This is a genomic window from Neobacillus sp. Fa239 (assembly GCF_055395235.1).
Genome location: NZ_AP041611.1, coordinates 3,924,163 through 3,946,573, shown reverse-complemented (window position 1 = coordinate 3,946,573; position 22,411 = coordinate 3,924,163). Strand labels below are relative to the sequence as shown.

The following is a 22,411-nucleotide window of genomic DNA, read 5'->3' as shown; positions in this document are numbered from 1 at the left end:
CTTTCAATTGATGACAGGATGGGGAAAAGGTATACTAATATAGTGAGTAAAGTACATAAATCGGAGGGTTCGACGGATGATTAATCATGAACGTCTATTAAATGAATTTTTAGAGCTTGTTCAGGTTGACTCGGAAACGAAATTTGAAACAGAAATTGCCAAGGTCCTAAAGCAGAAGTTTACTGATTTAGGTTTGGATGTTTTTGAAGACGATACAACAGCAGTTACCGGTCATGGTGCCGGAAACTTGGTCTGCACTCTTGCAGCAACGAAAGACGGAGTGGACCCAATCTATTTTACATGTCATATGGATACCGTTACTCCCGGTAAAGGCATCAAGCCTTCTGTTAAAGATGGTTATGTCGTAACAGATGGTACTACAATCCTTGGTGCTGATGATAAAGCAGGGATTTCTGTTATGCTCGAAACCATTCGCGTGTTAAAAGAGCAAAATATAGAGCACGGTTTGATTCAATTTGTGATTACAGTTGGTGAAGAATCAGGCCTTGTTGGTGCAAAAGCACTTGACTCCTCCCTCATGAAAGCAAAATACGGATATGCTCTTGACAGTGATGGTTTAGTTGGGAATGTAGTGGTTGCTGCTCCAACACAAGCAAAAGTGAAAGCGGTTATTTATGGAAAAACTGCCCACGCAGGCGTAGCTCCTGAAAAAGGCATTTCTGCGATTACCATTGCTGCAAAGGCGATTGCTAAAATGCCATTAGGAAGAATTGACGAAGAAACCACTGCCAATATCGGCCGTTTTGAAGGTGGTTCTGCCACAAACATCGTTTGTGACCGTGTTGATATTTTAGCTGAAGCACGCTCCCTAATCCCTGAAAAAATGCAGGCGCAGGTTCAAAAAATGAAGGATGCATTTGAAACAGCTGCAGCCGATATGGGCGGCAGAGCTGAAGTAAACGTGGAAGTGATGTATCCAGGGTTCAAATTTGGTGAAGGCGACCTTGTGGTTGAGCTAGCACGCAAGGCGGCAGCAAAAATTGGCCGCAGCTGCGAATTACAGCATAGCGGCGGCGGAAGTGATGCCAACGTATTTGCCGGCTTCGACATTCCAACCGTTAACCTTGCTGTTGGTTATGAAGAAATCCATACCACTAATGAGCGCATGCCAATTGAAGAATTGAACAAGCTTGCCGAAATGACCATTGCGATTATTGGGGAAGTAACCAATCAATAATATTTTAAAAAGGGAGAGTCGTTGGCTCTCCTTTTGGTTTTTATATATATGGTTTTAGGATGTGAAACCATGAAAGAAATGTATCCGAAAAAAGGTAGAGTTATTTTACATGTAGATATGAATAGCTTTTTTGCTTCGGTAGAAATGGCCTATGATCCTTCCCTAAAAGGAAAGCCTCTTGCGATTGCTGGGAACGTCGAAGAAAGAAGAGGGATCATTGTCACCAGCAGTTATGAAGCGAGAAAATTTGGAGTGAAGACCACCATGCCGCTTTGGGAGGCAAAAAAGTTATGCCCGCAGCTGATTGTTAGAACACCGAACTTCGAGCGTTATCGTGCAGCCTCTAAAGGGATGTTCGGAATACTAGGACAGTATACAGAGCTGGTGGAACCTGTATCGATAGATGAAGGCTACCTTGATATTACAGATTCCTTTGAGATTGGCAGTCCAATTGAAATTGCCGAAAGCATTCAAAAAAGAATCCTTGAGCAGCTTGATTTACCCTGCAGTATTGGAATAGCTCCCAATAAATTTTTGGCAAAAATGGCTTCAGATATGAAAAAACCGCTGGGGATTACCATTCTGCGTAAACGCGACATTCCTACTGTTTTATGGCCTTTAAATACAAATGAAATGCATGGAGTTGGCACCAAGACAGCAGAAAAATTAACCACGATTGGCATCCATACGATTGGTGATCTGGCAAAAGGAAATGAGATTCAATTAAAAGCATTATTAGGTATCAATGGTATCAGATTAAAAGAGCGGGCCAATGGAAATGATCCAAGGCCGGTCGACCCCGAATCGGTCGCTGATTTTAAAAGTATCGGCAATTCGACTACCCTGCCAAGGGATTTCAGCAATCAACATGAATTAGTTTCTGTATTAGATTCATTAGCAGAAAAAGTTTCCGTCAGACTGAAGCGGAAAAATGTCCTTGCTTCAACACTGGGGATAACGATTCGTTATAAAGATCGAAGGACGATTACCAGAAGCAAGAAACTTGATAATCCATTAAACCAGAAAGAGGATATCTCATCCATCGCCAAGCAGCTTTTATTAAAGCATTGGAATGGAAATCCCGTCAGACTGTTAGGGGTTACAGGCTTTGATTTGATTGATCAGGATGATGCTTACAAACAGCTTGATTTGTTTTCGTTTGAAAAAGATGCGAAGAAGGAACCGTTAATAAAGGCACTATCGAGCCTTCGAGAAAAATATGGGAAAAATATCGTCGAGAAGGCAGGCTCCCATAAAAAAATAGAGCAGGAAGATCATATCGGAACGGACACCAGTTTTAACAAAGATTTTTTAAGATCCTTTCCGAAAAAAAAGGAAGATGATTAAAAAGCTCCGCTTTGTGTTTAGGGCAAAAGCGGAGCTTTTCATTTTTTGCTGTGTTAAAGGTGAATATTGATTTTTTACAACTGTTGATTGGAGCGGAGGGCGCTTGACTCCTGCGGGATGAAGAGGTCACGGGAGACCCCACAGGCGCCAAAGCGCCGAGGAGGCTCCCGGAGCTCCCCGCGGAAAGCGAGCGCCCGGAGCGGAAATCAACAATCAAGTTAAAAAGAGCCTATTTTTTAACACATTTCAACATCTAAATCGGTAACTGGCCACCAGAAAAATCCGTCTTTTTCTAAAAGCTCATCCGCAGCCTCTGGACCCATCGAACCGGATTGGTAATTTGGAAAGTCTCCTTTCACGTTTGACCAAACCTCAGAGATTTTATCAACAAAGCTCCAAGAATAAGCAACCTCATCCCAATGCGTAAAATTCGTAGCATCGCCGCGCATACAATCTAAAAGGAGTTTTTCATAACCTTCAGGGGTATTCATGGCATGGATACCGGTATTCGCAAAACTAAGTTTAACTTCTTGTGCGTCTAAATGGCCTCCGGCTTTTTTGGCATTGAGATGCAACGTAATTCCTTCTTCCGGCTGAATATGAATAACAAGAAGGTTCGGATTTAACATTTTCTCCGTCTGGTAGTATAAATTCATTGGAATATCTTTAAATTGGATGACAATTTTCGTAGACTTTGTGGTCATTCTTTTGCCTGTACGAATATAAAAAGGAACACCTGCCCAACGGAAATTATCAATCATTACTTTACCTGCCACAAATGTTTCGGTGTTCGATTCTTTATCAACCATCGGTTCATCGCGATATTTTGGAACCTGTACATTTTCTACGATTCCCTCGCCATATTGCCCGCGAACAAAATAATCTTTTACTTGCTCGCCCTCCACATTTCGGAGTGCCCGAAATACCCGTACTTTTTCAGAGCGTATTTCATCCGTTGTGAGTTTGATGGGCGGCTCCATGGCCAGAAGAGCAACCATTTGCATCATATGATTTTGCAGCATATCCCTCAATGCCCCGCTTGATTCATAATAGCGTCCGCGCTCTTCTACTCCGAGTGTTTCACTGGAAGTGATTTGAATGTTAGAGATATAGCGGTTATTCCATAATGGCTCAAAGATGGCATTAGCAAAACGGATGACTTCAATATTCCGGACCATTTCTTTTCCAAGGTAATGATCGATACGATAGACTTCATTTTCGGAAAATGCCGTTCTAATCTGTTTATTTAATTCTTTCGCTGACTCTAAATCGTGTCCAAACGGTTTTTCAATGACAAGACGTTTAAATCCTTTTACATTCGTTAAACCGTCAGATTTTAAGTGCAGGGCGATCGGACCAAAAAACTCAGGTGCCATGGCAAGATAAAAAATTCGATTGCCTTCCAAGCTATAATGTTCATCAATTTGGTCAGCCAGTTGTTTAAGAGAAACATACGAGCTTGAGTTGGTCACATCATGTGAATGGTAATAAAAATGTGAAACGAATTCGTCGATATTTTTATCTTTTCCTAATGCTGATAAAACAGAATCCTTTACGGATTGTTGAAACTCATCATTTGAAAGGGATCTTCTTGCAACACCGATTACTGCAAATTGTTCTGTCAATCTGCCTCTTTCAAATAAGCGGTAAAGGGAAGGAAACAACTTCCGTTTCGCTAAATCACCAGTAGCTCCAAATATCATAATTAATGATGAAGTTGTATTCACATTAAAGACCTCTTTTCTTATAGATTACGTTTTATGTAGACATACTCTTCACAAGTATAAAATTTTAGCGGTTTCTTTTAGATTTCGCAAATATTATGCAGGGCATGTATCAAAAGAAAGAAAAGAGTAATTGGGTTTTTTGTATGTTATATTAATACTAATAATGAATGGGTGGGAGGAGTCTGTTTGTGGACATATTTTTTTTAGGGACCGGTGCCGGAATGCCGGCAAAGCTCCGTAATGTTACGTCAATTGCATTAAAGCTGCTAGAAGAGCGGGGGGCTGTCTGGCTGTTCGATGCCGGTGAGGCAACCCAGCATCAAATTTTACATACTTCGATAAAGCCAAGACGAATTGAGAAAATTTTTATTACCCATCTCCATGGTGATCATATATATGGTCTGCCCGGTTTGCTATCCAGCCGGTCCTTTCAGGGCGGCGAATCGGAGATCACTGTTTATGGTCCTCGGGGAATTAAAGAATATCTTGATGTCAGTCTTTCTGTAAGTCAAACTTATTTAAAATATAATATAACCATCATTGAAAACGAGGAAGGGGTCATTTTTGAGGATGATCAGTTCCTGGTGGAAGCCGGGCTTTTAGATCATGGAATTTCTTCATACGGCTACAGAATTGTTGAAAAAGACAGGCCAGGAACGCTGCTTGCAGACAAACTAATAGAAGCGGGAATTCAACCGGGTCCCATTTTTAGAAAAATCAAAAATGGGGAAGCTGTAATGCTCGAAGACGGTAGAACGATTGACCCTGCTGATTTTCTTGGGCCGGCTGTGAAGGGACGAGTGGTGACCATTCTTGGAGATACGAGATACTGTGAAAACGCTATTGTTTTGGCAGAAAAAGCAGATCTTCTTATACATGAAGCAACCTTCTCCAAAGGGGAGGAAAAGCTTGCGTTTGATTATTTCCATTCCACGACCCATCAGGCGGCAAAAATTGCCCAACTTGCGGGCTGCAAGAATCTATGTCTGACTCATATTAGCTCCCGTTATGACCGAAATGATTGGCGGGAATTAGTGAAAGAGGCTCAGGAAATTTTTACGAATACCGACATTGCTGAAGACTTTAAAGAAATAACCATACCGCTTAAATGAAGAAAAGAGGCTGTCTGAGACAACCTCTTTTCCTTTATTATAACCAGCCTCTACCATACTGTTTTGGACTCTCAATGGCAACGCCTAGGGCTTTGGCAGCGGTACGCGGCCAATAAGGGTCACGCAGCAGCTCCCTTGCTAAGAATACCAAATCTGCGCGGCCATTTTGCAGGATTTCTTCTGCCTGAATAGGTGAGGTAATTAACCCTACTGCCCCCGTATCAATCCCTGCCTCGTTTTTGATGGTTTCAGCATATTTCACCTGATAGCCTGGGTAAACCTGAATATGAGCAGGTACAACGGCACCTGAGCTGACGTCAATTAAATCAACACCCTGCTCTTTCATCCATTGGCTGAATAGGACGTAATCTTCAGGTGTCAATCCTTCTTCATGGTAATCATGTGCCGATACCCTTACGAATAAAGGACCATTCCAAACCGTCTGAACTGCTTCAATAATTTCCCGGAGGAAGCGATAGCGGTTTTCTGCGGATCCGCCGTATTCGTCTGTTCTTTTATTTGATAGCGGTGATAGGAATTCATTTACCAGGTATCCGTGGGCACCATGAATTTCGATGACATCAAAGCCAGCCTTTGCAGAGCGTTCCGCACCTTTTTTAAAGGCTTCGACGGTTTCAGCTATCTCTTGTCCGGTCATTTCCTTCGGCGTTTTGCTTGTTTCGTTAAATGCAATGGCCGATGGCGCAATGATTTCTCCTTCCAAAACTGCTTTTCTGCCTGCGTGAGCAAGTTGAATCCCTGCTTTAGCCCCATGTTCTTTGATTAAACCGTTTAGCTCTTTGAATCCTTCAATATGATCATCACTCCAAATCCCTAAATCCTGCGGGGAGATTCGTCCTTGCTTCGTTACCGCAGTTGCTTCAACAATGATCAAGCCAACCTGACCAACAGCTCTGCTCGTATAGTGTGTCCTGTGCCAATTTTCTACTCGGCCGTCCTCGTTATGACTTGAATACATGCACATTGGTGACATGACAATCCGATTTTTTAATGTAACCCCTTTTATGGTATAGGGAGAAAATAATTTTGCTGACATTGAAAAGCCCTCCTGTTTCTATATCTACCAATATAAAGTATAACAAAAGGCTGCCAAATATAAAAAATTCCAGCTTTAATCTTTTTCCCTCAGCTCACTTAATCGATATTTGGTTCCCCTCCAAACAATCCCTCCCCGTATAAAGGTAAGAAGGCTTGCGCGGATAATGGAATACATAAACAGCAGGGCTGTTATTGGAAAAACAAGAAACAACAAAGGAGAGAATCTCGTCATCCTTCTAATGATGATCATATATAGAATGCCGCTTGTAAGAATATTCCCCAAACTTAATAGGGCAATCGTTTTGTTGGTTGAAAAAATGGTCAGGAAAGGAAGAAAATGAGTGAAAAAGATTCCGATAATCGCCAAAAACACCATGCTGATTCGATAATTTAGTCCGGCAAATGTATTTTTTTCAAGCCCTACTAATGCTTCCTTTAAACTGCCGTACCATTCTACTTCAACCAAGCTGAGAGCTGTTGCGATTTTCTGCCGAAAACCTTCGCGTTTCATTTTCATTCCCAGCTGCAGATCATCGTCAGGGCGCATTCTTACCTTTTCGTGAGTTCCAAATATAACATACACTTCTTTTGAAACAAGGTTAAAAGCACCAATTCCGGTCCCGATTTTTGACTTAGGGTTGTTTGCCTGCCAGGGGCGTTTAAAATAGGAAAAGCCGAACAGGAAAAAGGCAACAAACGATTTCAGCCAAAATCCTGATGCCTTTAAATTGGGAGCAATGGTTAAATGGTCTAGCTGGTTCCGCTCAAAATAAAGTAATGCCTTTGCGAAGGCCTCCCGTTGATAAAATACATCCGCATCAGTGAACAACAGCCATTTTCCCTTCGCATGGTTCGCTCCCGTAAATAATGCGTGATTTTTCCCAAGCCAGCCTTCAGGTAAATCCTGAATATGGATGACTCTTACCCTCGAATCACCGTTCGCTAATTCGTTCATAATTTTTCCGGTTTCATCAGTCGAGCGGTCATTAACAAGAATCCATTCGACATTTGTATAACTTTGCCGCAATTGACTTTGGATGCTCGATTTAACATGCTGTTCTTCATTTCGGGCGGCAACAATAACGGATAATAGCGGACCGTCTCTAAGTCCATTTTCATTTTCAAGCGAATCTATCTTTTGCAATCCGATGAGTGCGTCTACGAGAAAAGTCAGCCACACAAGGATGCCTATAATAAATAAAACGGTCAGCATGTTTAACACTTCCCAGCCCTTTTCTTTTAGTTTATCGGATTAGGAGGTAAACAACCAAATTAAGCTCTTTGTTCTGCTGCTTCAAGCTGTGAACATAGGGCGCTGCCCATCTTTTTTGATTGTTCTGTGGCAGCCTTTATACAGGCAATGAGCGCTTGCTGCACCCCATTTTCCTCGAGAACACGAATGCCTGCTTCCGTCGTTCCTCCTGGGCTTGTTACATCCTTTCGCAGCTGCACAGGAGGCTTGATTGATTTTTTCACCATTTCTGCTGCTCCAATCAAGGTTTGAACAATCAGCTCCTGTGCCACTTGTTTATCTAAACCTATTTCCACAGCGCTATTTTCCATGGCTTCAATAAGATAATAAATATAGGCAGGGCCGCTTCCGGAAAGGCCTGTTACGGCATCAAGCTGTTCTTCCTCAACAAAAGTCGTTAAACCGACTGTTCCAAAAAGCTCTTTCGCTTTTTCAATTTGCTGAGGAGTGACACGTTCATTGACGGCGATTGCGGTTGCGGATTTTCCAACTGTTGCGGACGTGTTCGGCATGGCCCTTACAACAGCAAGCGGCTGTTTGGCGAGCAGTTCGATTGAATTCATGGAAACTCCAGCTAATACGGAAACAACCAGCATTTGCTCCGTTAAATAGGCTCGGATGTTTTGGATGGCACTGGCAGCATCCTTAGGCTTCATCGCTAAAATGACTATATCTGCACCGTTAAAAAGGTCCTGCTGATTATACGTGTGATTGACCCCAAACCGTTCGCCAAGCTTGATGAGCCTTTCTTCGTTTTTACTGTTTGTTACCCAAACATGTTTTTGATCAATTAAACCATTTTCAAGAATTCCCGAAATAAATGCCTCTGCCATAGAACCCGCTCCAACAATGGCGATTTTCTTCATGAATATTCCTCCCATTTTTCAAATTGAAATTTGTCCAGCTCCCAGTGACTTTATCTAATAAAAACAAAAAGACCCTTCATCCAAAAAGGACGAAAGGTCTATCTTCCGCGGTACCACCTTCATTTACCCAATTAAACATAAAAAGGGTTCACTCGACTCCCGATAACGCGGGATCACGTTAGGTTTTCCTAAATGCTCATAAGGTAGGTTCAATGATCAAGAGGGCGGTGAAGCCTTTCAGCCTTTAGAGCTTCACTCTCTATCGCCATTTCTCATTTACTGGTCTTAGTCATCGCGTATAATGAATTAAATTTTAATAGTGATTATGCAAGAAAAACAGCATGTCTGTCAAGAATTAATTTCACGGAATTTTTTATTTTTTCTAAAAAGTTATGCAGAAATAATGACATTTTATGAAAAAATCGGTAAACTTATTTTTAAATATTAATGACTGTGTCCTATTCTTTATTTAACTATAACGTTAAGGAGATTATATAATGACAGAATGGAAAGATGGAATTGCGAAGATTACGTTACCCACTCCGTTTGCCGTAGGAGATGTCAATGCCTATTTGATCAAAGGCGAGCGGTTAACACTTGTTGATGCAGGAGTAAAAACAAAAGAATGCTGGAATTCGTTGAAAATTCAACTGGCTGATTTACACTTGAAACCTGATGATATTGAGCAGGTCATCCTGACACACCATCACCCTGACCATGTTGGCATGCTTGATTTTTTTGCCGATACATTAGAGGTTTACGGTCACCCGTTCAATGAACGCTGGATTCATCCAACGGAATCTTTTTTGCAGCTGCAGGAAGAATTTTTTACAGCGCTGTTTTACCAATTTGGCTTACCAGAGGAATACAAGCCATCACTGGCCAATTTAAGAAAAACGTTGAAATATTCCTGTGATCGGTCACTTTCCGGCCATCTTGTTGAAGGAATGAATCCTCCAGGACTTCATGGATGGCAGGTTATTGAGACGCCGGGGCATGCTCAGAGCCACATTGTGTTATTGCGCGAAAAAGATGGTGTAGCAATTGGGGGGGATCTCATACTTGCCCATATTTCACCCAATCCATTGTTAGAACCGCCGGTCCCTGGTGAAAAAGAAAGGCCGAAGCCGCAGCTACAGCAAAATGAATCCATAAAAAAACTATTGGCTTATCCTATTTCATTTGTGTACACAGGGCATGGAGAAGAAGTGTATCAATTACCAGAGTTAATTGAAAAAAGGCTTACTCATCAGCATGAGCGGGCAATGACTGTCCTTAACTGGCTGAAGGACGAGCAGCTAAGCGTTTTTGACATCTGTAAAAGACTTTTTCCGTCTGTATATAAACGCGAATTGCTGCTGACCATTTCGGAAACGGTTGGACAGCTTGATTATTTATCATCTATCGGTGAAATTACTAATAGGGATTTAGTGCCGATGCTTTTTCAGGCTAGATGAGGTGTTTGAATGGGTCGTGATCAAATAAAAGGCAAAAATATTGTTGTAACCGGCGCTTCTGGAGGAATTGGGGCGGAAATTGCCAAGCTATGTGCGGCAAGCGGAGCCAATCTCGTTTTGCTGGCAAGAAATATTGAAAAGCTGCAGCAGCTGCAAACCATGCTTCAGCAGAAGAATAGGGTACAGGTAAATGTTTATCAGCTCGATGTTTCGGATACGGATCAAGTGAGAGAAGTTTTTGAACGGATTTTTGAGGAAGTTGGAGAGATTGATATCCTTGTGAACAATGCTGGCTTCGGGGTTTTTCGTGAAGCACATGAAGCATCGATTTCTGAAATCAAAGGGATGTTTGAGGTGAATGTTGTCGGGCTCATGGCTTGTACAAGCATGTGCTTACCGAAAATGCGTGAGAGGCGCCGGGGGCATATCATCAATATTGCCTCCCAGGCCGGAAAAATAGCTACACCAAAATCAAGCGTCTATTCCGCTACCAAGCATGCCGTTCTAGGGTATACGAATTCACTAAGGATGGAAGTCGCTGACTATAATATCCATGTAACCTCCGTCAATCCCGGTCCGATTGCCACAAATTTTTTTAACATTGCCGATGAAACCGGCAATTATGTAAAAAATGTGCAACGATTTATGCTGCAGCCGGAATATGTTGCCGAGAAGGTCGTTCACAGCATGCTAACGAAAACAAGAGAAATCAACCTGCCGCGCTGGATGAATATGGGTAGCATTGTCTATGTGCTTTTTCCAAGGCTGTTTGAGCGGATAGGCAAACGGGTGTTGAATAGGAAATGAAAGCCCCTTAGGGCACCCTCAATTTGATAGACAATTTATCTTACAAAAAATGCTTAGAAACATAAGTAGTCTTATCCTTTAATGAGTAACCGGTGATATTTAAAATAAGCGGAGATTTTTCGGTTAAATTCAGAATGGAGCTCTTTTCGAGGGAATTAAGGGGAGGATTTCCGGTTATGCAAAGAAAAATCCCCCATTTTCATGTTTTTCGAGTCAATAGGCGGAATCTCTCCGTCTATTTAAGCTATTTTCAGTGCTATTTCCAAATTAAGAGAAGTTTCTCCACTTATTTATCAAACCCGATGCTTAACATGCCTCTAAACCGATAAGAGCGGACCCACACGGACTTTTTTTGCGGAATCATCCTGTTAAAAATTCATATACCAGATCATTGATGACTTCATACAAATCTGCTGCCGGCTCCTCTGCCTTCGTCTGTAAAATCCGCTTGGTTAATTCCTCCAAATCCTGTTCGCTTAACAGCATGGAATCAGGTTCATAATACTGTTTGAAACAATTCTTAATCATTTTCACAATCAATTTTTTCTCCATGTCAGTGCACCTCATGCTTATTATAGCGTTTTTTCGCGCTATTTCCACAATTAAAAATGTCAATAAATTTCCATTGAACACGAACGCATATTCGCTTAATATAATGAGTATAATACAAAAGAACAAATGTTCGTAATTTGTGTTTGGAGGAAATCTTATGGTCGATTACAGCCTAGCACCGCAAAATAAAATTTTATGTGTCGACATGAAAAGCTTCTATGCCAGCTGTTCAGCTGTCATGCTCGGCCTCGATCCCCTGGATTGCTATATCGTTGTAGCCGGAAGCCAAGAGCGGCAGGGAAGCGTTGTGCTTGCCGCTTCGCCGCGCATGAAAAAAGAATTTGGAATTAAGACAGGATCGCGGTTGTTTGAGCTTCCCAATGATCCGCGCATTCAAGTGGTTGAACCGAAGATGGCCACCTATTTGCGCATTTCTACAGAAATTTCCAAGGTTTTTAACCGTTACGTACCCAAGGAAGCAATCCATACGTATAGCGTCGATGAAAGCTTCATCAAAGTGGATGGTGCCATCCATCTGTGGGGTGACGCCCATACGATTGCCCAAAAAATAAAGAATGATATTGAGCGGGAATTTCAGCTGCCATGTGCGGTGGGGATTGGCCCGAATATGTTAATGGCGAAGCTTTGTCTTGACCTGGATGCGAAAAAAAAGGGAATAGCCGAATGGACATATGAAGATATCCCGGCAAAGCTGTGGACCGTATCTCCGCTGAGAGAAATGTGGGGGATCGGCCGGCGGGTTGAAAAGACGTTAAACGGGATGGGTATTTTTACGGTTGGCCAGCTGGCTCGATATGATTTAGAAGCACTAGAAAAGAAATTTGGCATTATGGGTAACCAGCTTTACTATCACGCCTGGGGAATTGACCTCTCCGAGCCCGGAGCCCCGATTATTCAGGGGCAGATCAGCTTTGGAAAAAGCCAAATTCTTTTAAGGGATTATAAAGAGGAAAAGGAAATCAAGCTTGTCATCTTGGAAATGTGCGAGGAGGTGGCACGAAGAGCAAGAACGCATCTTAAAGCGGGAAGGACGATCAGTCTCGGAATTGGCTACAGCCAGGACGAATTTGGCGGTGGTTTCCATCGCTCACGATCCATTCCGCGGCCGACGAATGTGACGATGGAGCTTTACCGAGTCTGCCTCGAATTATTTCATGAGCATTATAACGGAAAGACGGTCAGGCAAATCAGCTTGGCGATCAGCAATATTGTCGATGACTGTGAGCTGCAGCTTGACCTTTTCGACATGGGTGCTTATAAGAAGCGAGATCTGGGCTATGTAGTGGACTCCATCCGCAGACGCTTCGGTTCCGCTTCCCTATTGCGTGCTGTTTCCTACACGGCGGCAGGAACCGCCAGGCACCGGGCCACACTGGTGGGCGGGCATAAGAAGTAATTTTTAAGGGAAAGAAGGAGAGGATATGATTCGTGACCGCGGCAGAATCAAATGGACGTCGATGATGCTTCCTGAGCATGTGAAACTGCTTAGGGACTGGGTTAAGGAAGACGGCTTTGAAGACCGAAAAGAAATGGATGAACAGCAGCTCGAGTTAATGAATGAAATCCTGTTTGAAGCCATCGAGTTTGACCAATTTGTCACCATTACGCATTATCGGAATCGGAATTACGAAATCGTCATCGGAAAAATTCACTACTGGGATGAACTGGTACAAAAGCTTCATATCGTCGACCGGTTTGAAGAGATGCACCGCATTTCGATTAGCGATATAGTGGACATTCGGCGGACGGATTCATAGATAATAGAAAGAGGCAAAAGGGTCTGACCCCCTTGAACAACACTCTATAGATAGCTTTTAAGATAAGTTTAGCTATATATTGACGTTGCGGGGTCAGACCCTTATGTTTGCGGACAGCCTCATATGAGATTAATCAGCTTTAGGAACCCGTACCTGGGATTCGAAATGCCCTTTATGTGAGCCGTCACAAAAAGGTTTATTTTTTGATAAACCGCAGCGGCAAAGTGAAAAGGACGGCTTCGTTGTATAAACATTGCCCTCTCCGTCGACTAATTCCACATCACCTGTAATCCGCAGTGACCCGTTATCATTTACTTTAATTTGAACTTTTGTCATACTTAACACTCCTTAAAATGTTTTTACTTTGAGAGCTGCTTTAAGCAGAAAAATAAAAGCTTCAAAAAACATATGATACAATCATCATATGACAATAGAGGAGGCTTTAAACATGAAGATAGAAATTACAGCAGCCGCCGCTGAAAAAATAAAGGCAAGAACTGACGGCCATAAAGGCTATTTAAAATTAAAATACGATACAGACGGCTGCGGTTGTGCAGTAAATGGTGTAGTAGTATTGTGGTTTGCGGCTGAATTAGAGGCTGATGACATCAAGATTGAAACCAATGACCAGCCGGTTTATATCGAAAAGTCAAAAGAAGTTTTCTTTGAAGAGCAGATGAAAATCGATTTTTCAACGGCAACCAATTGTTTTCAACTAAAAAGTCCGCAGCAAATCCTGAACGGTTATATGAGCCTCGTCATGAAAACAGACTAATCCAATTGGATAGTCTGTTTTAATACGGAAACGTATTTTTCCAAAAACTCATCAATAACCCGCTCATAATCGGTACGATTTTCGTTAAATGATTGGGCGTGACGTCCGTTTTCAGCTAAATATAGCATTTTTGGGCCTTTTGTATGCGCGAATAATTCCTGTGTCATCGTTGGCGGAATATAATCATCCATACGGCTGTGAATAAAAAGAATCGGATGTTTGATATTTTCAATCACCGAAATGGGTGAAACGTTCTGAATCGAATATTTATCGCGAAAACGTAAGATGAGGTCGCCAATTGGTATCAATAGGCCGGGGAAAAGCTTGAAATCCTTTTTGATCAGATACGCAAGCTGTGCCTTGAAATCAGAAAATGGACAGTCCGCAATGTAAAAATCAGCTCCATCCTCGATCATCCCGGCATACAGTAGCATGGTCGAAGCTCCCATTGATTCCCCATGAATTCCGAGCAGCAAATCCGGTCCTTTTTCGTTTTTAAGCCAGTCGACGACTGCTTTTAAATCAAACTTTTCATAATGACCATAGCTCGTTGTTTTACCACCGGATTCTCCATGGCGCCGATGATCGTAAATCAGGGCATTAAAACCGCGTTTCAGAAAGATATTCATGTATTTAACCGAATTGACTTTTGTTTCGGTTACGCCATGAGAAATAATAATATAGCGATTAGTTTGATGGGGTTCAACTAGAAGAGCTTTAATGGAATAACCAAATGGGGAGGGAATTAAAACCTCCCGTTTTGAAAGGGATTTAAATTCATCCTGATTAAATCTCCCCGCTTCTTTTTCCCGCTGTAAAATAAAGTCCTCATTTTTCTTTTTCATATACATAATCCGGTTGGTAAAATAAATGGCAAGCGCAAGCCAGAAAAATAACAATATAAACAGAGCGCGAAATGCCTTTTTCATTATTTGGCACCTCCTGAAGAAAATAACTATAATTTTCCTATTTACACTAATAGTACATGAAAAAAGCCGCAAATACTAATCGCGGCTTCAAATAATTACTGTTCAGCATTCTGTCTTTTGGTTGGATGCGTCGCTTTTTCCACTTCTTCAGCAGCCATCATACGCTTGCCGCCTCCTGCTGAATCTGCATAGTTTTTTCCCTTTTGGCTATTTCCTTTATCCCGTTTTTGACTCATCATTCAGTGCTCCCTTCAAATTGGTTCACCTAATAAGATGCATGAATGAAAGAGTGATTATTCATTATACGGATTGTTTATGGAGTTGAAAATAGCCGCTGTCAATTGTCCGTGACAAATGTGGCCGAACGATTTCAATGGCGTTTACAAGCTTGTCAAGATCCACACCCGTGCTGATTCCCATTCGTTCTAGCAAATAGACCACATCCTCAGTCGCTGCATTCCCGGCTGCCCCTGGAGCAAATGGGCAGCCGCCAAGTCCGCCTGCAGAAGTGTCAAATCGGTCAATCCCTGCTTGAAGAGACGCTAAAATATTCGCAAGAGCAAGCTTGCGGGTATCATGAAAATGCGCTGTCAGCAGGATGTTGGTAAATTCATTTTTTAATTTTGAAAATAAGGAAAAGGCTTCCGTCGGTGCGGCCATCCCGATCGTATCGGCCACACTTAATTCATCTACACCTGCCAGGACAAATTCACGGCAAAGCTTGATTGTATCCGACTCATTGATTTTTCCCTCATAAGGGCAATAGAAGGAGGTTGAAATACAGGCGCGGACAAAGTAACCCTTTTCTTTCAGTTCCGCGATAATGGGCTTCAATTCCGCTAGACTGTCCGCAGTTGATTTATTAATATTTTTTTGATTAAACGTGTTACTCACACCGACAAACACGGCAACAGCCTTGCAGTTGGTCGAATAAACGCGGTCAATTCCCCGTCGGTTTGGTGCAAGAACAATGTCCCTTGATCGTTCATCGAGGCAATCAAGGACAATTTCAGCGGCATCCGCCATTTGCGGCACCCATTTCGGAGATACGAATGATGTCAGCTCCATTTCCTCAAGCCCGGCATTTTTTAACCCGGAAATAAACTGCTTTTTAATATCAGTCGGTACGAACAATTTTTCATTTTGCAGCCCATCGCGTGGACCAACTTCAATAATTGTTACTTTTTTAGGCAAATTTAACATCATTTTCACCCTCCATTATTCATACTTTCATTGTAGAGGGGTTAATTTACAAAAATCAAGAATAAATGAAATTTTGACAAAATTAGAGGATTTTTTAGGACTGTGCTAGAAGTATTAAAGGTAAAAAAGGTTGGAAAGGAAGAGAAGAAAAATGAATCAAACAGAAGTAGTAATCGTCAGTGCAGTCCGCACAGCAATCGGGAATTTTAACGGCAGTTTAAAAAATGTTTCAGCAACCGACTTAGGAGCAACGGTAATTAAGGGGGCACTTGAACAGGCAGGGGTCAAACCGGATCAGGTGGATGAAGTGATCATGGGGAATGTTCTGCAGGCAGGTCTTGGTCAAAATCCGGCAAGACAGTCTGCCATTAGAGCGGGCATTCCTGAAAGCGTTTCCTCCATGACGATTAATAAATTATGCGGGTCAGGCTTAAAGGCTGTTCACCTTGCCACGCAAGCAATTTTAACGGGAGACGCAGAAATTGTCGTAGCAGGTGGTATGGAAAATATGACCCAGGCCCCATTTTTATTAAAAAATGCCCGCGACGGCTTTAAAATGGGCGATCAGAAGCTAATTGACACCTTGCTTGGAGACGGGCTTCATTGTGCTTTTAACAACTACCATATGGGTGTTACGGCAGAAAATTTAGCTGAGAAATATTGTTTGACAAGAGAAGAACAGGACGAATTTTCGGCTTGGAGCCAAGAGAAAGCCGTTAAAGCCATTGAAGCAGGGAAATTTAAAGATGAAATTGTCCCTGTTGTCATCCCGCAGCGAAAAGGCGAACCAGTTATTTTTGAAACAGATGAATATCCGAAGAAAGGAACAACAGCGGAAAAATTGGCGGGATTGCGTGCCGCTTTTAAGAAGGATGGCACGGTAACAGCTGGAAACGCTTCCGGAATCAATGATGGCGCGGCAGCTGTGGTGGTGATGTCTAAGAAAAAAGCCGACGAACTGGGATTAACACCGTTGGTGACCATTAAAGGAAATGCCAATGCAGGGGTGGACCCGAGCATCATGGGAATCGGTCCTGTACCAGCTGTTAAAAAGGTATTGGAAAAAACAGCATTATCAATGGAAGAGCTGGACTTAATTGAAGCAAATGAAGCTTTTGCAGCCCAATCTTTGGCTGTAGACTGTGAACTGCATTTTAATAAAGAAATCCTTAATGTGAATGGTGGAGCCATTGCCCTTGGACATCCAATCGGAGCAAGCGGTGCAAGAATTCTCGTCACGTTAATTCATGAGATGAAACGGAGAAACTCTAGAATCGGCTTGGCTGCACTTTGTATTGGCGGTGGGCAAGGGGTAGCCACCATTGTTGAGCTAGCATAAATCCTTAAAATTGAGGGGGAAAGAACGAAATGAAAAAAATTTGTACATCCTTCCAGGATGCTGTCGCTGATATTCATGATGGTGCGACATTAATGGTGGGCGGATTTGGCTTGTGCGGAATTCCAGAGAACCTGATTTTAGCGTTAGCCGAAAAAGGCATAAAGGATTTAACCGTGATTTCTAATAACTGCGGAGTGGATGAGTGGGGGCTGGGGCTCCTTTTAAATAATAAGCAAATCAAAAAAATGATAGGCTCCTATGTTGGCGAAAATAAAGAGTTTGAAAGACAGGTGTTATCAGGAGAATTAGAAGTAGAATTAACGCCGCAAGGGACACTGGCAGAAAAAATCCGGGCGGGCGGAGCAGGGATTCCCGCTTTTTATACGCCTGCCGGGGTGGGAACGCCAATTGCAGAAGGGAAAGAAACAAAAGTCTACCATGGCAAGGAATACTTGCTGGAAGAATCTCTAATCGCTGACTTTAGCCTGGTCAGGGCTTGGAAGGGCGACAAAATGGGTAACCTCATCTACCATAAAACAGCGCGAAACTTTAATCCGATGATTGCAGCGGCCGGAAAGGTGACCATTGCAGAGGTGGAAACACTATATGAAATTGGTGAACTGGACGCAAACTCCATTCACACGCCAAGTATTTATGTTCAATCCATCATTGAAGGGAAGCAGGAAAAGCGGATTGAGAGATTAACAGTCAGAAAATAGACTTGCAGAAAGGGGAAAGAGCAATGGCAAATGAAAAAATCTCTGTTAGAGAAAAAATAGCCATCAGAGCAGAGAAAGAAATTGAAAACGGCTTTTATGTGAACTTAGGAATCGGCATGCCAACTCTTGTAGCCAATTATCTATCGGAAAATAAACAGGTTGTCTTGCAATCTGAAAATGGTCTTCTTGGGATCGGACCATATCCAGGTGAGGAAGAAGTAGATCCTGATTTAATCAATGCCGGTAAAGAAACGGTAACGGCCATTAGCGGGGCTGCCTATTTTGATAGTGCCGAGTCATTTGCAATGATTCGCGGAGGACATATCAATTTAGCGATCCTTGGTGGTATGGAGGTTGCGGAGAACGGTGACCTGGCAAACTGGATGATTCCAGGGAAAATGATAAAAGGCATGGGCGGCGCAATGGACCTGGTTCACGGAGCCCAGAAAATCATTGTGATTATGGAGCATGTTAATAAAAAGGGAGAATCGAAAATATTAAAACAATGTACACTTCCATTAACGGGTAAAGGTGTCGTGAACAGGATTATCACCGACCGCGCAGTCATGGATGTAACCGAAAACAGGTTGAAACTTGTAGAAGTGGCAAAAGGCTTTACAGTAGAAGATATTGTCAATTCAACTGAAGCTACCTTAATAGTCGACGATAACGTAGTTCTAGAAGCCTATTAAGATTATTTTAGGCTGTTTTCTAAATGATTGTTATATTTAAATAGGTTTTGTGAAAAGTTGATTGGAGCGGAGGGCGCTCGACTCCTGCGGGAGTAGCGGGACAGGTGAGACCCCACAGGCGCAATGCGCCGAGGACACTCACCGCCCGCCCCGCGGAAAGCGAGCGCCCGGAGAGGAAATCAACCACTCTTTTTTAAAGCAGGCAGAATTTTCACATCAGCCTGCTTTTTTATTTTTGAGCATTTTTTAACATGGTATAATAAGAGCAAGATTTGATGGATTGGGGGAACCTATCATGAAAAAACAGCCAAAACCAAAACAGAAAAAAGATGAGTCAGTAGTCACGCTGAAGGATCTGATGAATCCCGATTTACTTAAACAGCTGAAAGACCAACAGGAGCAGCTAAAGGCAGAGGAAGAAAATAAAAGAGTGGAAGAAGAGTTTAAAAAAAGAGAAGAAAGAAGATTAAAAGAAAAGAACAAATCGTTTGAAGAACTATTAAACGAAAGCGGCATGAACTGGAAAGAATTTAAATAATAAATATACAAAATTGTCCCAAAAGGGTCTGACCCTTTTGGGACAATTCCTTTCTATCGATGTTCCTTGTATAAATTCGGTTTGGACAGCTTTTTAATCATCGAAATTTCTACATCGGAAAGTGCAGCGCTTCTAACTGCTTGAGCGTTGCTCTTCACTTGCTCTGGACTGCTTGCACCTGCAAGACAAGAGGCAACGGCTGGATTCGCCAGGTTATACTGGAGGGCGATTTCAGAAAATGATCGTCCCATAGAAACTTTTTCTTTTAACAAGGGTAATACTTCCTGTAATTCTTCCAGATGATAATCCAAATAGCCTTTCTCACCAATTTTTTCACGCATTCTTTCACTAAGAAGGCCTTTGGCAAGAGGGCCGCGGGTTACCACACTAATCCCGTGCTCATGAAGAAGCGGTAATGCTTCTTCTTCCGGCCGGCGATCTAAAATGCTGTATTGCATCATTACCGACACAATATTGGACTTCTGAACATATTCACGAATCACATTAGGCCGAATCGAGGAAATTCCATAATAACGAATATGGCCATCTTTCTTCAGCTCTTCAAATGCTTCAATCGTTTCTTCGATTGAATCGTCCATAGTACCGCCATGAAGCTGATACAAGTCAATATAGTCGGTCCCAAGCCGTTTCAGGCTATTTTTCACTTCTTCCTTAATGTAGGACTTTGATGGGTCCCAAGACCAGCCAGTACGGTCAGGAGTCCAACGATTCCCCACCTTTGTGGCAATAATTACCCTGTCACGTACAGATTTTAGCATCTTCCCAACGAGCATTTCATTTTCACCAAAATCGTATAAATCCGCGGTATCGAAAAAATTGATCCCCTCATCCAAAGCAGTTTCAATAATCAAGCGGGCTGCTTTTTCATCGGTGCCGATGGACATACAGCCAAGACCCAATTCACTAACAAATAAATCAGAGCGTCCCAGTTTTCTTTTTTTCAAAAAAATGCCCCCATCCTTTTTCCTACAATTTTAAATAAGAAAAGGACAGACTACAAATAGAAGGCTTCATTTTGGAGAAACCTTCTGGACCCAGTCTGAAACATAGACGAATTCTTTATTATATTCCTTAAGCTTTTGAAGCACTTCCCACCCTTTTCCAACAAGAATGACACCCTTATCATGCACATACACCTTCATCGGATACCCCTCCAAATAAAGTATGGTAAAATGTATGAGCATGCTAGAGTGGATAGAACGGAGTGAAAGACATGAGCAAACTTGATGAAAAAACGATCCATAGTGAAGAGATTTTTTCCGGAAAGGTCATCAGCCTTTATCTGCAGGATGTGGAACTTCCAAATGGAAAACAATCGAAACGTGAAATTATCAAACACCCTGGTGCAGTAGCAATCCTTGCCATCACCAATGAAAATAAAATTGTCATGGTTGAACAATATCGAAAAGCACTGGAAAGAACCATTGTTGAAATTCCTGCCGGAAAGCTTGAAAAAGGGGAAGAACCAGAACTTTGTGCACACCGCGAGCTTGAGGAAGAAACAGGCTATGTATGCGAAAGTCTCGAACTGCTTACTTCTTTTTATACTTCACCGGGTTTTGCTGATGAAATCGTTCATGTGTATCTGGCTAAAGGACTTTCAAAGAAAGAGGATTCAGCAGCATTGGATGAAGATGAATTTGTAAACCTTGAAGAATTAACACTTGCTGAAGCTGTCCAATACGTAAAAGAGCAAAAAATCTACGATGCCAAAACGATATACGCTGTGCAATATATGCAATTACAAGAGGCTTTAGCTAAATAATGAAAAACTATTATGTAGATTTACATATTCATATTGGCAGGACCTGGACAGGAAAGCCGGTTAAAATTACAGGGGCAAAATCATTGACATTTACCAATATCATTGAGCATGCACGGCATGAGAAGGGGCTCAATATGGTTGGGATTATTGACAGCCATTCGCCGGAAGTCATTTTGGAAATGGAAAGTTTGATACAAGGTGGAGAACTTGTGGAGCATCCGGATGGGGGCTTGGTTTTTGGAGATTTAACGGTCATACCTGGTTCGGAATTAGAAATTTACGATGAACAGTGTAATGGGCCGATTCATGTACTGGGATATTTCCCTACGCTAGCCATCATGAAGGAGTTTTCCGCGTGGCTGACAGGGAACTTGAAAAATGTCCAGCTTAGCTCGCAGCGCGTATATGTAACAGGATTGGATTTGCAAAAAAAGATAAAACAATTAGGTGGAATCTTTATTCCGGCCCATGTTTTTACTCCTTTTAAAAGCTTATACGGGAAAGGGGTTCATCGGTCTTTAACAGAAGTATTTGACCCCGGCTTGATTGATGGAATTGAGCTTGGCTTAAGTTCTGATACTGACATGGCCGATCAAATAAAAGAATTGCACAGCTATACATTTGTAACAAACTCGGACGCCCACTCCCTTGCCAAAATTGCCAGAGAGTATCAGGTCATTAGCATGGAGAAGCCAACATTCCACGAATTACAAAAGGCATTAAAAGGCGAGGGTGGCAGAAGAATCGTTGCTAACTATGGTCTCGACCCTCTGCTTGGCAAATATCATAAGACTGTTTGTGCGGAATGTTTAAATCCTGTTGCCGAAGAAGACCAATTCTGTCAGCTATGTGGAAAAAGCAAAATCATAAAGGGGGTAGCCGATCGAATTTTAGAATTAAAAACAGCTGAGAAAAGTCCGGCAGAAAGGCCGCCATATGTTCATCAGGTGCCGCTTGAATTTATTCCCGGATTAGGGCCAAAACTGCTTAATAAGCTCGTGAATCACTTCGGCAGTGAAATGGCCATTTTACATGAAGTTCCCTACAGTGCATTAAAGGAAGTAATTCCGCTGAAAATTGCCGATCATATTATGAAGGCGAGAAAAGGAGAAATTAGCTTATCAGCAGGCGGCGGCGGTAAATATGGAAAAATCTCAGATTAAGAAAACCCGGCAGCCTTTGCCGGGTTTTACTATTATCTAGCAATATTTATGTCATAGAAAAACTAGAGAGACATATAATTTACTAACTGATTGACCTGAGTAGGAGGAAACG

General features: G+C 42.2%; 25 protein-coding genes and 1 other annotated feature. Of the genes, 14 read left to right on the top strand and 11 right to left on the bottom strand.

All coding sequences use genetic code 11. The features are described from left to right. Window positions 1-76 precede the first annotated feature (76 nt). On the top strand, window positions 77-1,198 hold the full coding sequence (locus ACZ5XR_RS19430; RefSeq protein ID WP_464498033.1) for a M20/M25/M40 family metallo-hydrolase: 1,122 nt from the start codon (window positions 77-79) through the stop codon (window positions 1,196-1,198). 69 nt (window positions 1,199-1,267) lie between these two features. Continuing rightward, entirely contained in the window at window positions 1,268-2,545 is a 1,278-nt protein-coding gene (locus tag ACZ5XR_RS19425; RefSeq protein ID WP_464498032.1) for a DNA polymerase IV, read from the top strand. Between the two features lie 236 nt (window positions 2,546-2,781). On the opposite strand, the gene zwf is transcribed toward ACZ5XR_RS19425, so the two are convergent. After that, entirely contained in the window at window positions 2,782-4,248 is a 1,467-nt protein-coding gene (zwf, locus tag ACZ5XR_RS19420; protein WP_464502378.1) for a glucose-6-phosphate dehydrogenase, read from the bottom strand. 212 nt (window positions 4,249-4,460) lie between these two features. On the opposite strand from zwf, the gene rnz reads away from it, so the two are divergent. Next, window positions 4,461-5,384, top strand: a complete 924-nt coding sequence (gene rnz / locus ACZ5XR_RS19415) for a ribonuclease Z (RefSeq protein WP_464498030.1) — start codon at window positions 4,461-4,463, stop codon at window positions 5,382-5,384. 37 nt (window positions 5,385-5,421) lie between these two features. On the opposite strand, the gene namA is transcribed toward rnz, so the two are convergent. From namA to proC, 3 genes are all read right to left on the bottom strand, one after another. After that, entirely contained in the window at window positions 5,422-6,441 is a 1,020-nt protein-coding gene (gene namA / locus ACZ5XR_RS19410; protein WP_464498029.1) for an NADPH dehydrogenase NamA, read from the bottom strand. A gap of 75 nt (window positions 6,442-6,516) precedes the next feature. Then, window positions 6,517-7,656 carry a glycosyltransferase family 2 protein gene (locus tag ACZ5XR_RS19405; RefSeq protein ID WP_464498027.1) on the bottom strand — a complete coding sequence of 380 codons (1,140 nt, stop codon included), beginning with the start codon at window positions 7,654-7,656 and terminating at the stop codon, window positions 6,517-6,519. 59 nt (window positions 7,657-7,715) lie between these two features. After that, window positions 7,716-8,561, bottom strand: coding sequence for a pyrroline-5-carboxylate reductase (gene proC, locus ACZ5XR_RS19400; protein ID WP_464498026.1), 846 nt, complete (start codon window positions 8,559-8,561; stop codon window positions 7,716-7,718). Between the two features lie 82 nt (window positions 8,562-8,643). Next, window positions 8,644-8,863: a binding site (T-box leader), on the bottom strand. 195 nt (window positions 8,864-9,058) lie between these two features. Between proC and ACZ5XR_RS19395 the strand changes: the two genes are divergently transcribed. After that, window positions 9,059-10,018, top strand: a complete 960-nt coding sequence (locus tag ACZ5XR_RS19395; protein ID WP_464498025.1) for an MBL fold metallo-hydrolase — start codon at window positions 9,059-9,061, stop codon at window positions 10,016-10,018. A gap of 9 nt (window positions 10,019-10,027) precedes the next feature. Further along, window positions 10,028-10,825, top strand: a complete 798-nt coding sequence (locus tag ACZ5XR_RS19390) for an SDR family NAD(P)-dependent oxidoreductase (RefSeq protein WP_464498023.1) — start codon at window positions 10,028-10,030, stop codon at window positions 10,823-10,825. Between the two features lie 360 nt (window positions 10,826-11,185). Here the strand turns inward: ACZ5XR_RS19390 and ACZ5XR_RS19385 are convergent, their stop codons facing one another. Continuing rightward, on the bottom strand, window positions 11,186-11,377 hold the full coding sequence (locus ACZ5XR_RS19385) for a YqzH family protein (RefSeq protein ID WP_464498022.1): 192 nt from the start codon (window positions 11,375-11,377) through the stop codon (window positions 11,186-11,188). Between the two features lie 157 nt (window positions 11,378-11,534). Here ACZ5XR_RS19385 and ACZ5XR_RS19380 point away from each other — a divergent pair, with 157 nt between their 5' ends. Further along, a complete protein-coding gene (locus ACZ5XR_RS19380; protein WP_464498020.1) occupies window positions 11,535-12,794 on the top strand; it encodes a Y-family DNA polymerase in 1,260 nt (419 codons plus the stop codon). Between the two features lie 25 nt (window positions 12,795-12,819). Beyond that, entirely contained in the window at window positions 12,820-13,155 is a 336-nt protein-coding gene (locus tag ACZ5XR_RS19375; RefSeq protein ID WP_464498018.1) for a YolD-like family protein, read from the top strand. Between the two features lie 129 nt (window positions 13,156-13,284). Here the strand turns inward: ACZ5XR_RS19375 and ACZ5XR_RS19370 are convergent, their stop codons facing one another. After that, window positions 13,285-13,491 (bottom strand): CDGSH iron-sulfur domain-containing protein, encoded by a 207-nt coding sequence (locus ACZ5XR_RS19370; RefSeq protein ID WP_464498016.1) that lies wholly within the window; start codon window positions 13,489-13,491, stop codon window positions 13,285-13,287. 112 nt (window positions 13,492-13,603) lie between these two features. Between ACZ5XR_RS19370 and ACZ5XR_RS19365 the strand changes: the two genes are divergently transcribed. Then, a complete protein-coding gene (locus ACZ5XR_RS19365; protein ID WP_464498014.1) occupies window positions 13,604-13,930 on the top strand; it encodes an iron-sulfur cluster biosynthesis family protein in 327 nt (108 codons plus the stop codon). Here the strand turns inward: ACZ5XR_RS19365 and ACZ5XR_RS19360 are convergent. The 3 genes from ACZ5XR_RS19360 to ACZ5XR_RS19350 all read right to left on the bottom strand — a co-directional run bounded on the left by ACZ5XR_RS19360 (window position 13,927) and on the right by ACZ5XR_RS19350 (window position 16,065). Continuing rightward, window positions 13,927-14,859 (bottom strand): alpha/beta hydrolase, encoded by a 933-nt coding sequence (locus ACZ5XR_RS19360; protein ID WP_464498013.1) that lies wholly within the window; start codon window positions 14,857-14,859, stop codon window positions 13,927-13,929. The two genes, ACZ5XR_RS19365 and ACZ5XR_RS19360, sit on opposite strands and share 4 nt — an antisense overlap. Before the next feature lie 95 nt (window positions 14,860-14,954). Then, entirely contained in the window at window positions 14,955-15,098 is a 144-nt protein-coding gene (locus ACZ5XR_RS19355; protein WP_464498011.1) for a hypothetical protein, read from the bottom strand. Window positions 15,099-15,159: 61 nt separating this feature from the next. Then, entirely contained in the window at window positions 15,160-16,065 is a 906-nt protein-coding gene (locus ACZ5XR_RS19350) for a hydroxymethylglutaryl-CoA lyase (RefSeq protein ID WP_464498010.1), read from the bottom strand. A 148-nt stretch (window positions 16,066-16,213) separates the two neighbouring features. On the opposite strand from ACZ5XR_RS19350, the gene ACZ5XR_RS19345 reads away from it, so the two are divergent. From ACZ5XR_RS19345 to ACZ5XR_RS19330, 4 genes are all read left to right on the top strand, one after another. After that, window positions 16,214-17,401 carry an acetyl-CoA C-acetyltransferase gene (locus ACZ5XR_RS19345; protein WP_464498008.1) on the top strand — a complete coding sequence of 396 codons (1,188 nt, stop codon included), beginning with the start codon at window positions 16,214-16,216 and terminating at the stop codon, window positions 17,399-17,401. Window positions 17,402-17,430: 29 nt separating this feature from the next. Further along, window positions 17,431-18,120, top strand: a complete 690-nt coding sequence (locus ACZ5XR_RS19340) for a CoA transferase subunit A (protein WP_464498006.1) — start codon at window positions 17,431-17,433, stop codon at window positions 18,118-18,120. 23 nt (window positions 18,121-18,143) lie between these two features. Continuing rightward, window positions 18,144-18,812 carry a 3-oxoacid CoA-transferase subunit B gene (locus ACZ5XR_RS19335; protein WP_464498005.1) on the top strand — a complete coding sequence of 223 codons (669 nt, stop codon included), beginning with the start codon at window positions 18,144-18,146 and terminating at the stop codon, window positions 18,810-18,812. A gap of 295 nt (window positions 18,813-19,107) precedes the next feature. Next, a complete protein-coding gene (locus ACZ5XR_RS19330) occupies window positions 19,108-19,350 on the top strand; it encodes a YqkE family protein (RefSeq protein WP_464498003.1) in 243 nt (80 codons plus the stop codon). Between the two features lie 53 nt (window positions 19,351-19,403). Here the strand turns inward: ACZ5XR_RS19330 and ACZ5XR_RS19325 are convergent, their stop codons facing one another. Together ACZ5XR_RS19325 and mciZ are read right to left on the bottom strand one after the other, a co-directional pair. Further along, window positions 19,404-20,315 (bottom strand): aldo/keto reductase, encoded by a 912-nt coding sequence (locus ACZ5XR_RS19325; protein WP_464498002.1) that lies wholly within the window; start codon window positions 20,313-20,315, stop codon window positions 19,404-19,406. Between the two features lie 66 nt (window positions 20,316-20,381). Then, window positions 20,382-20,513 carry a Z-ring formation inhibitor MciZ gene (mciZ, locus tag ACZ5XR_RS19320; protein ID WP_464498001.1) on the bottom strand — a complete coding sequence of 44 codons (132 nt, stop codon included), beginning with the start codon at window positions 20,511-20,513 and terminating at the stop codon, window positions 20,382-20,384. 71 nt (window positions 20,514-20,584) lie between these two features. Here mciZ and ACZ5XR_RS19315 point away from each other — a divergent pair, with 71 nt between their 5' ends. Then, window positions 20,585-21,136, top strand: coding sequence for an NUDIX hydrolase (locus ACZ5XR_RS19315; RefSeq protein ID WP_464497999.1), 552 nt, complete (start codon window positions 20,585-20,587; stop codon window positions 21,134-21,136). Further along, window positions 21,136-22,299, top strand: coding sequence for an endonuclease Q family protein (locus ACZ5XR_RS19310; protein ID WP_464497998.1), 1,164 nt, complete (start codon window positions 21,136-21,138; stop codon window positions 22,297-22,299). The genes ACZ5XR_RS19315 and ACZ5XR_RS19310 overlap by 1 nt, the downstream gene beginning before the upstream one ends. The last annotated feature ends 112 nt before the right edge of the window (window positions 22,300-22,411 follow it).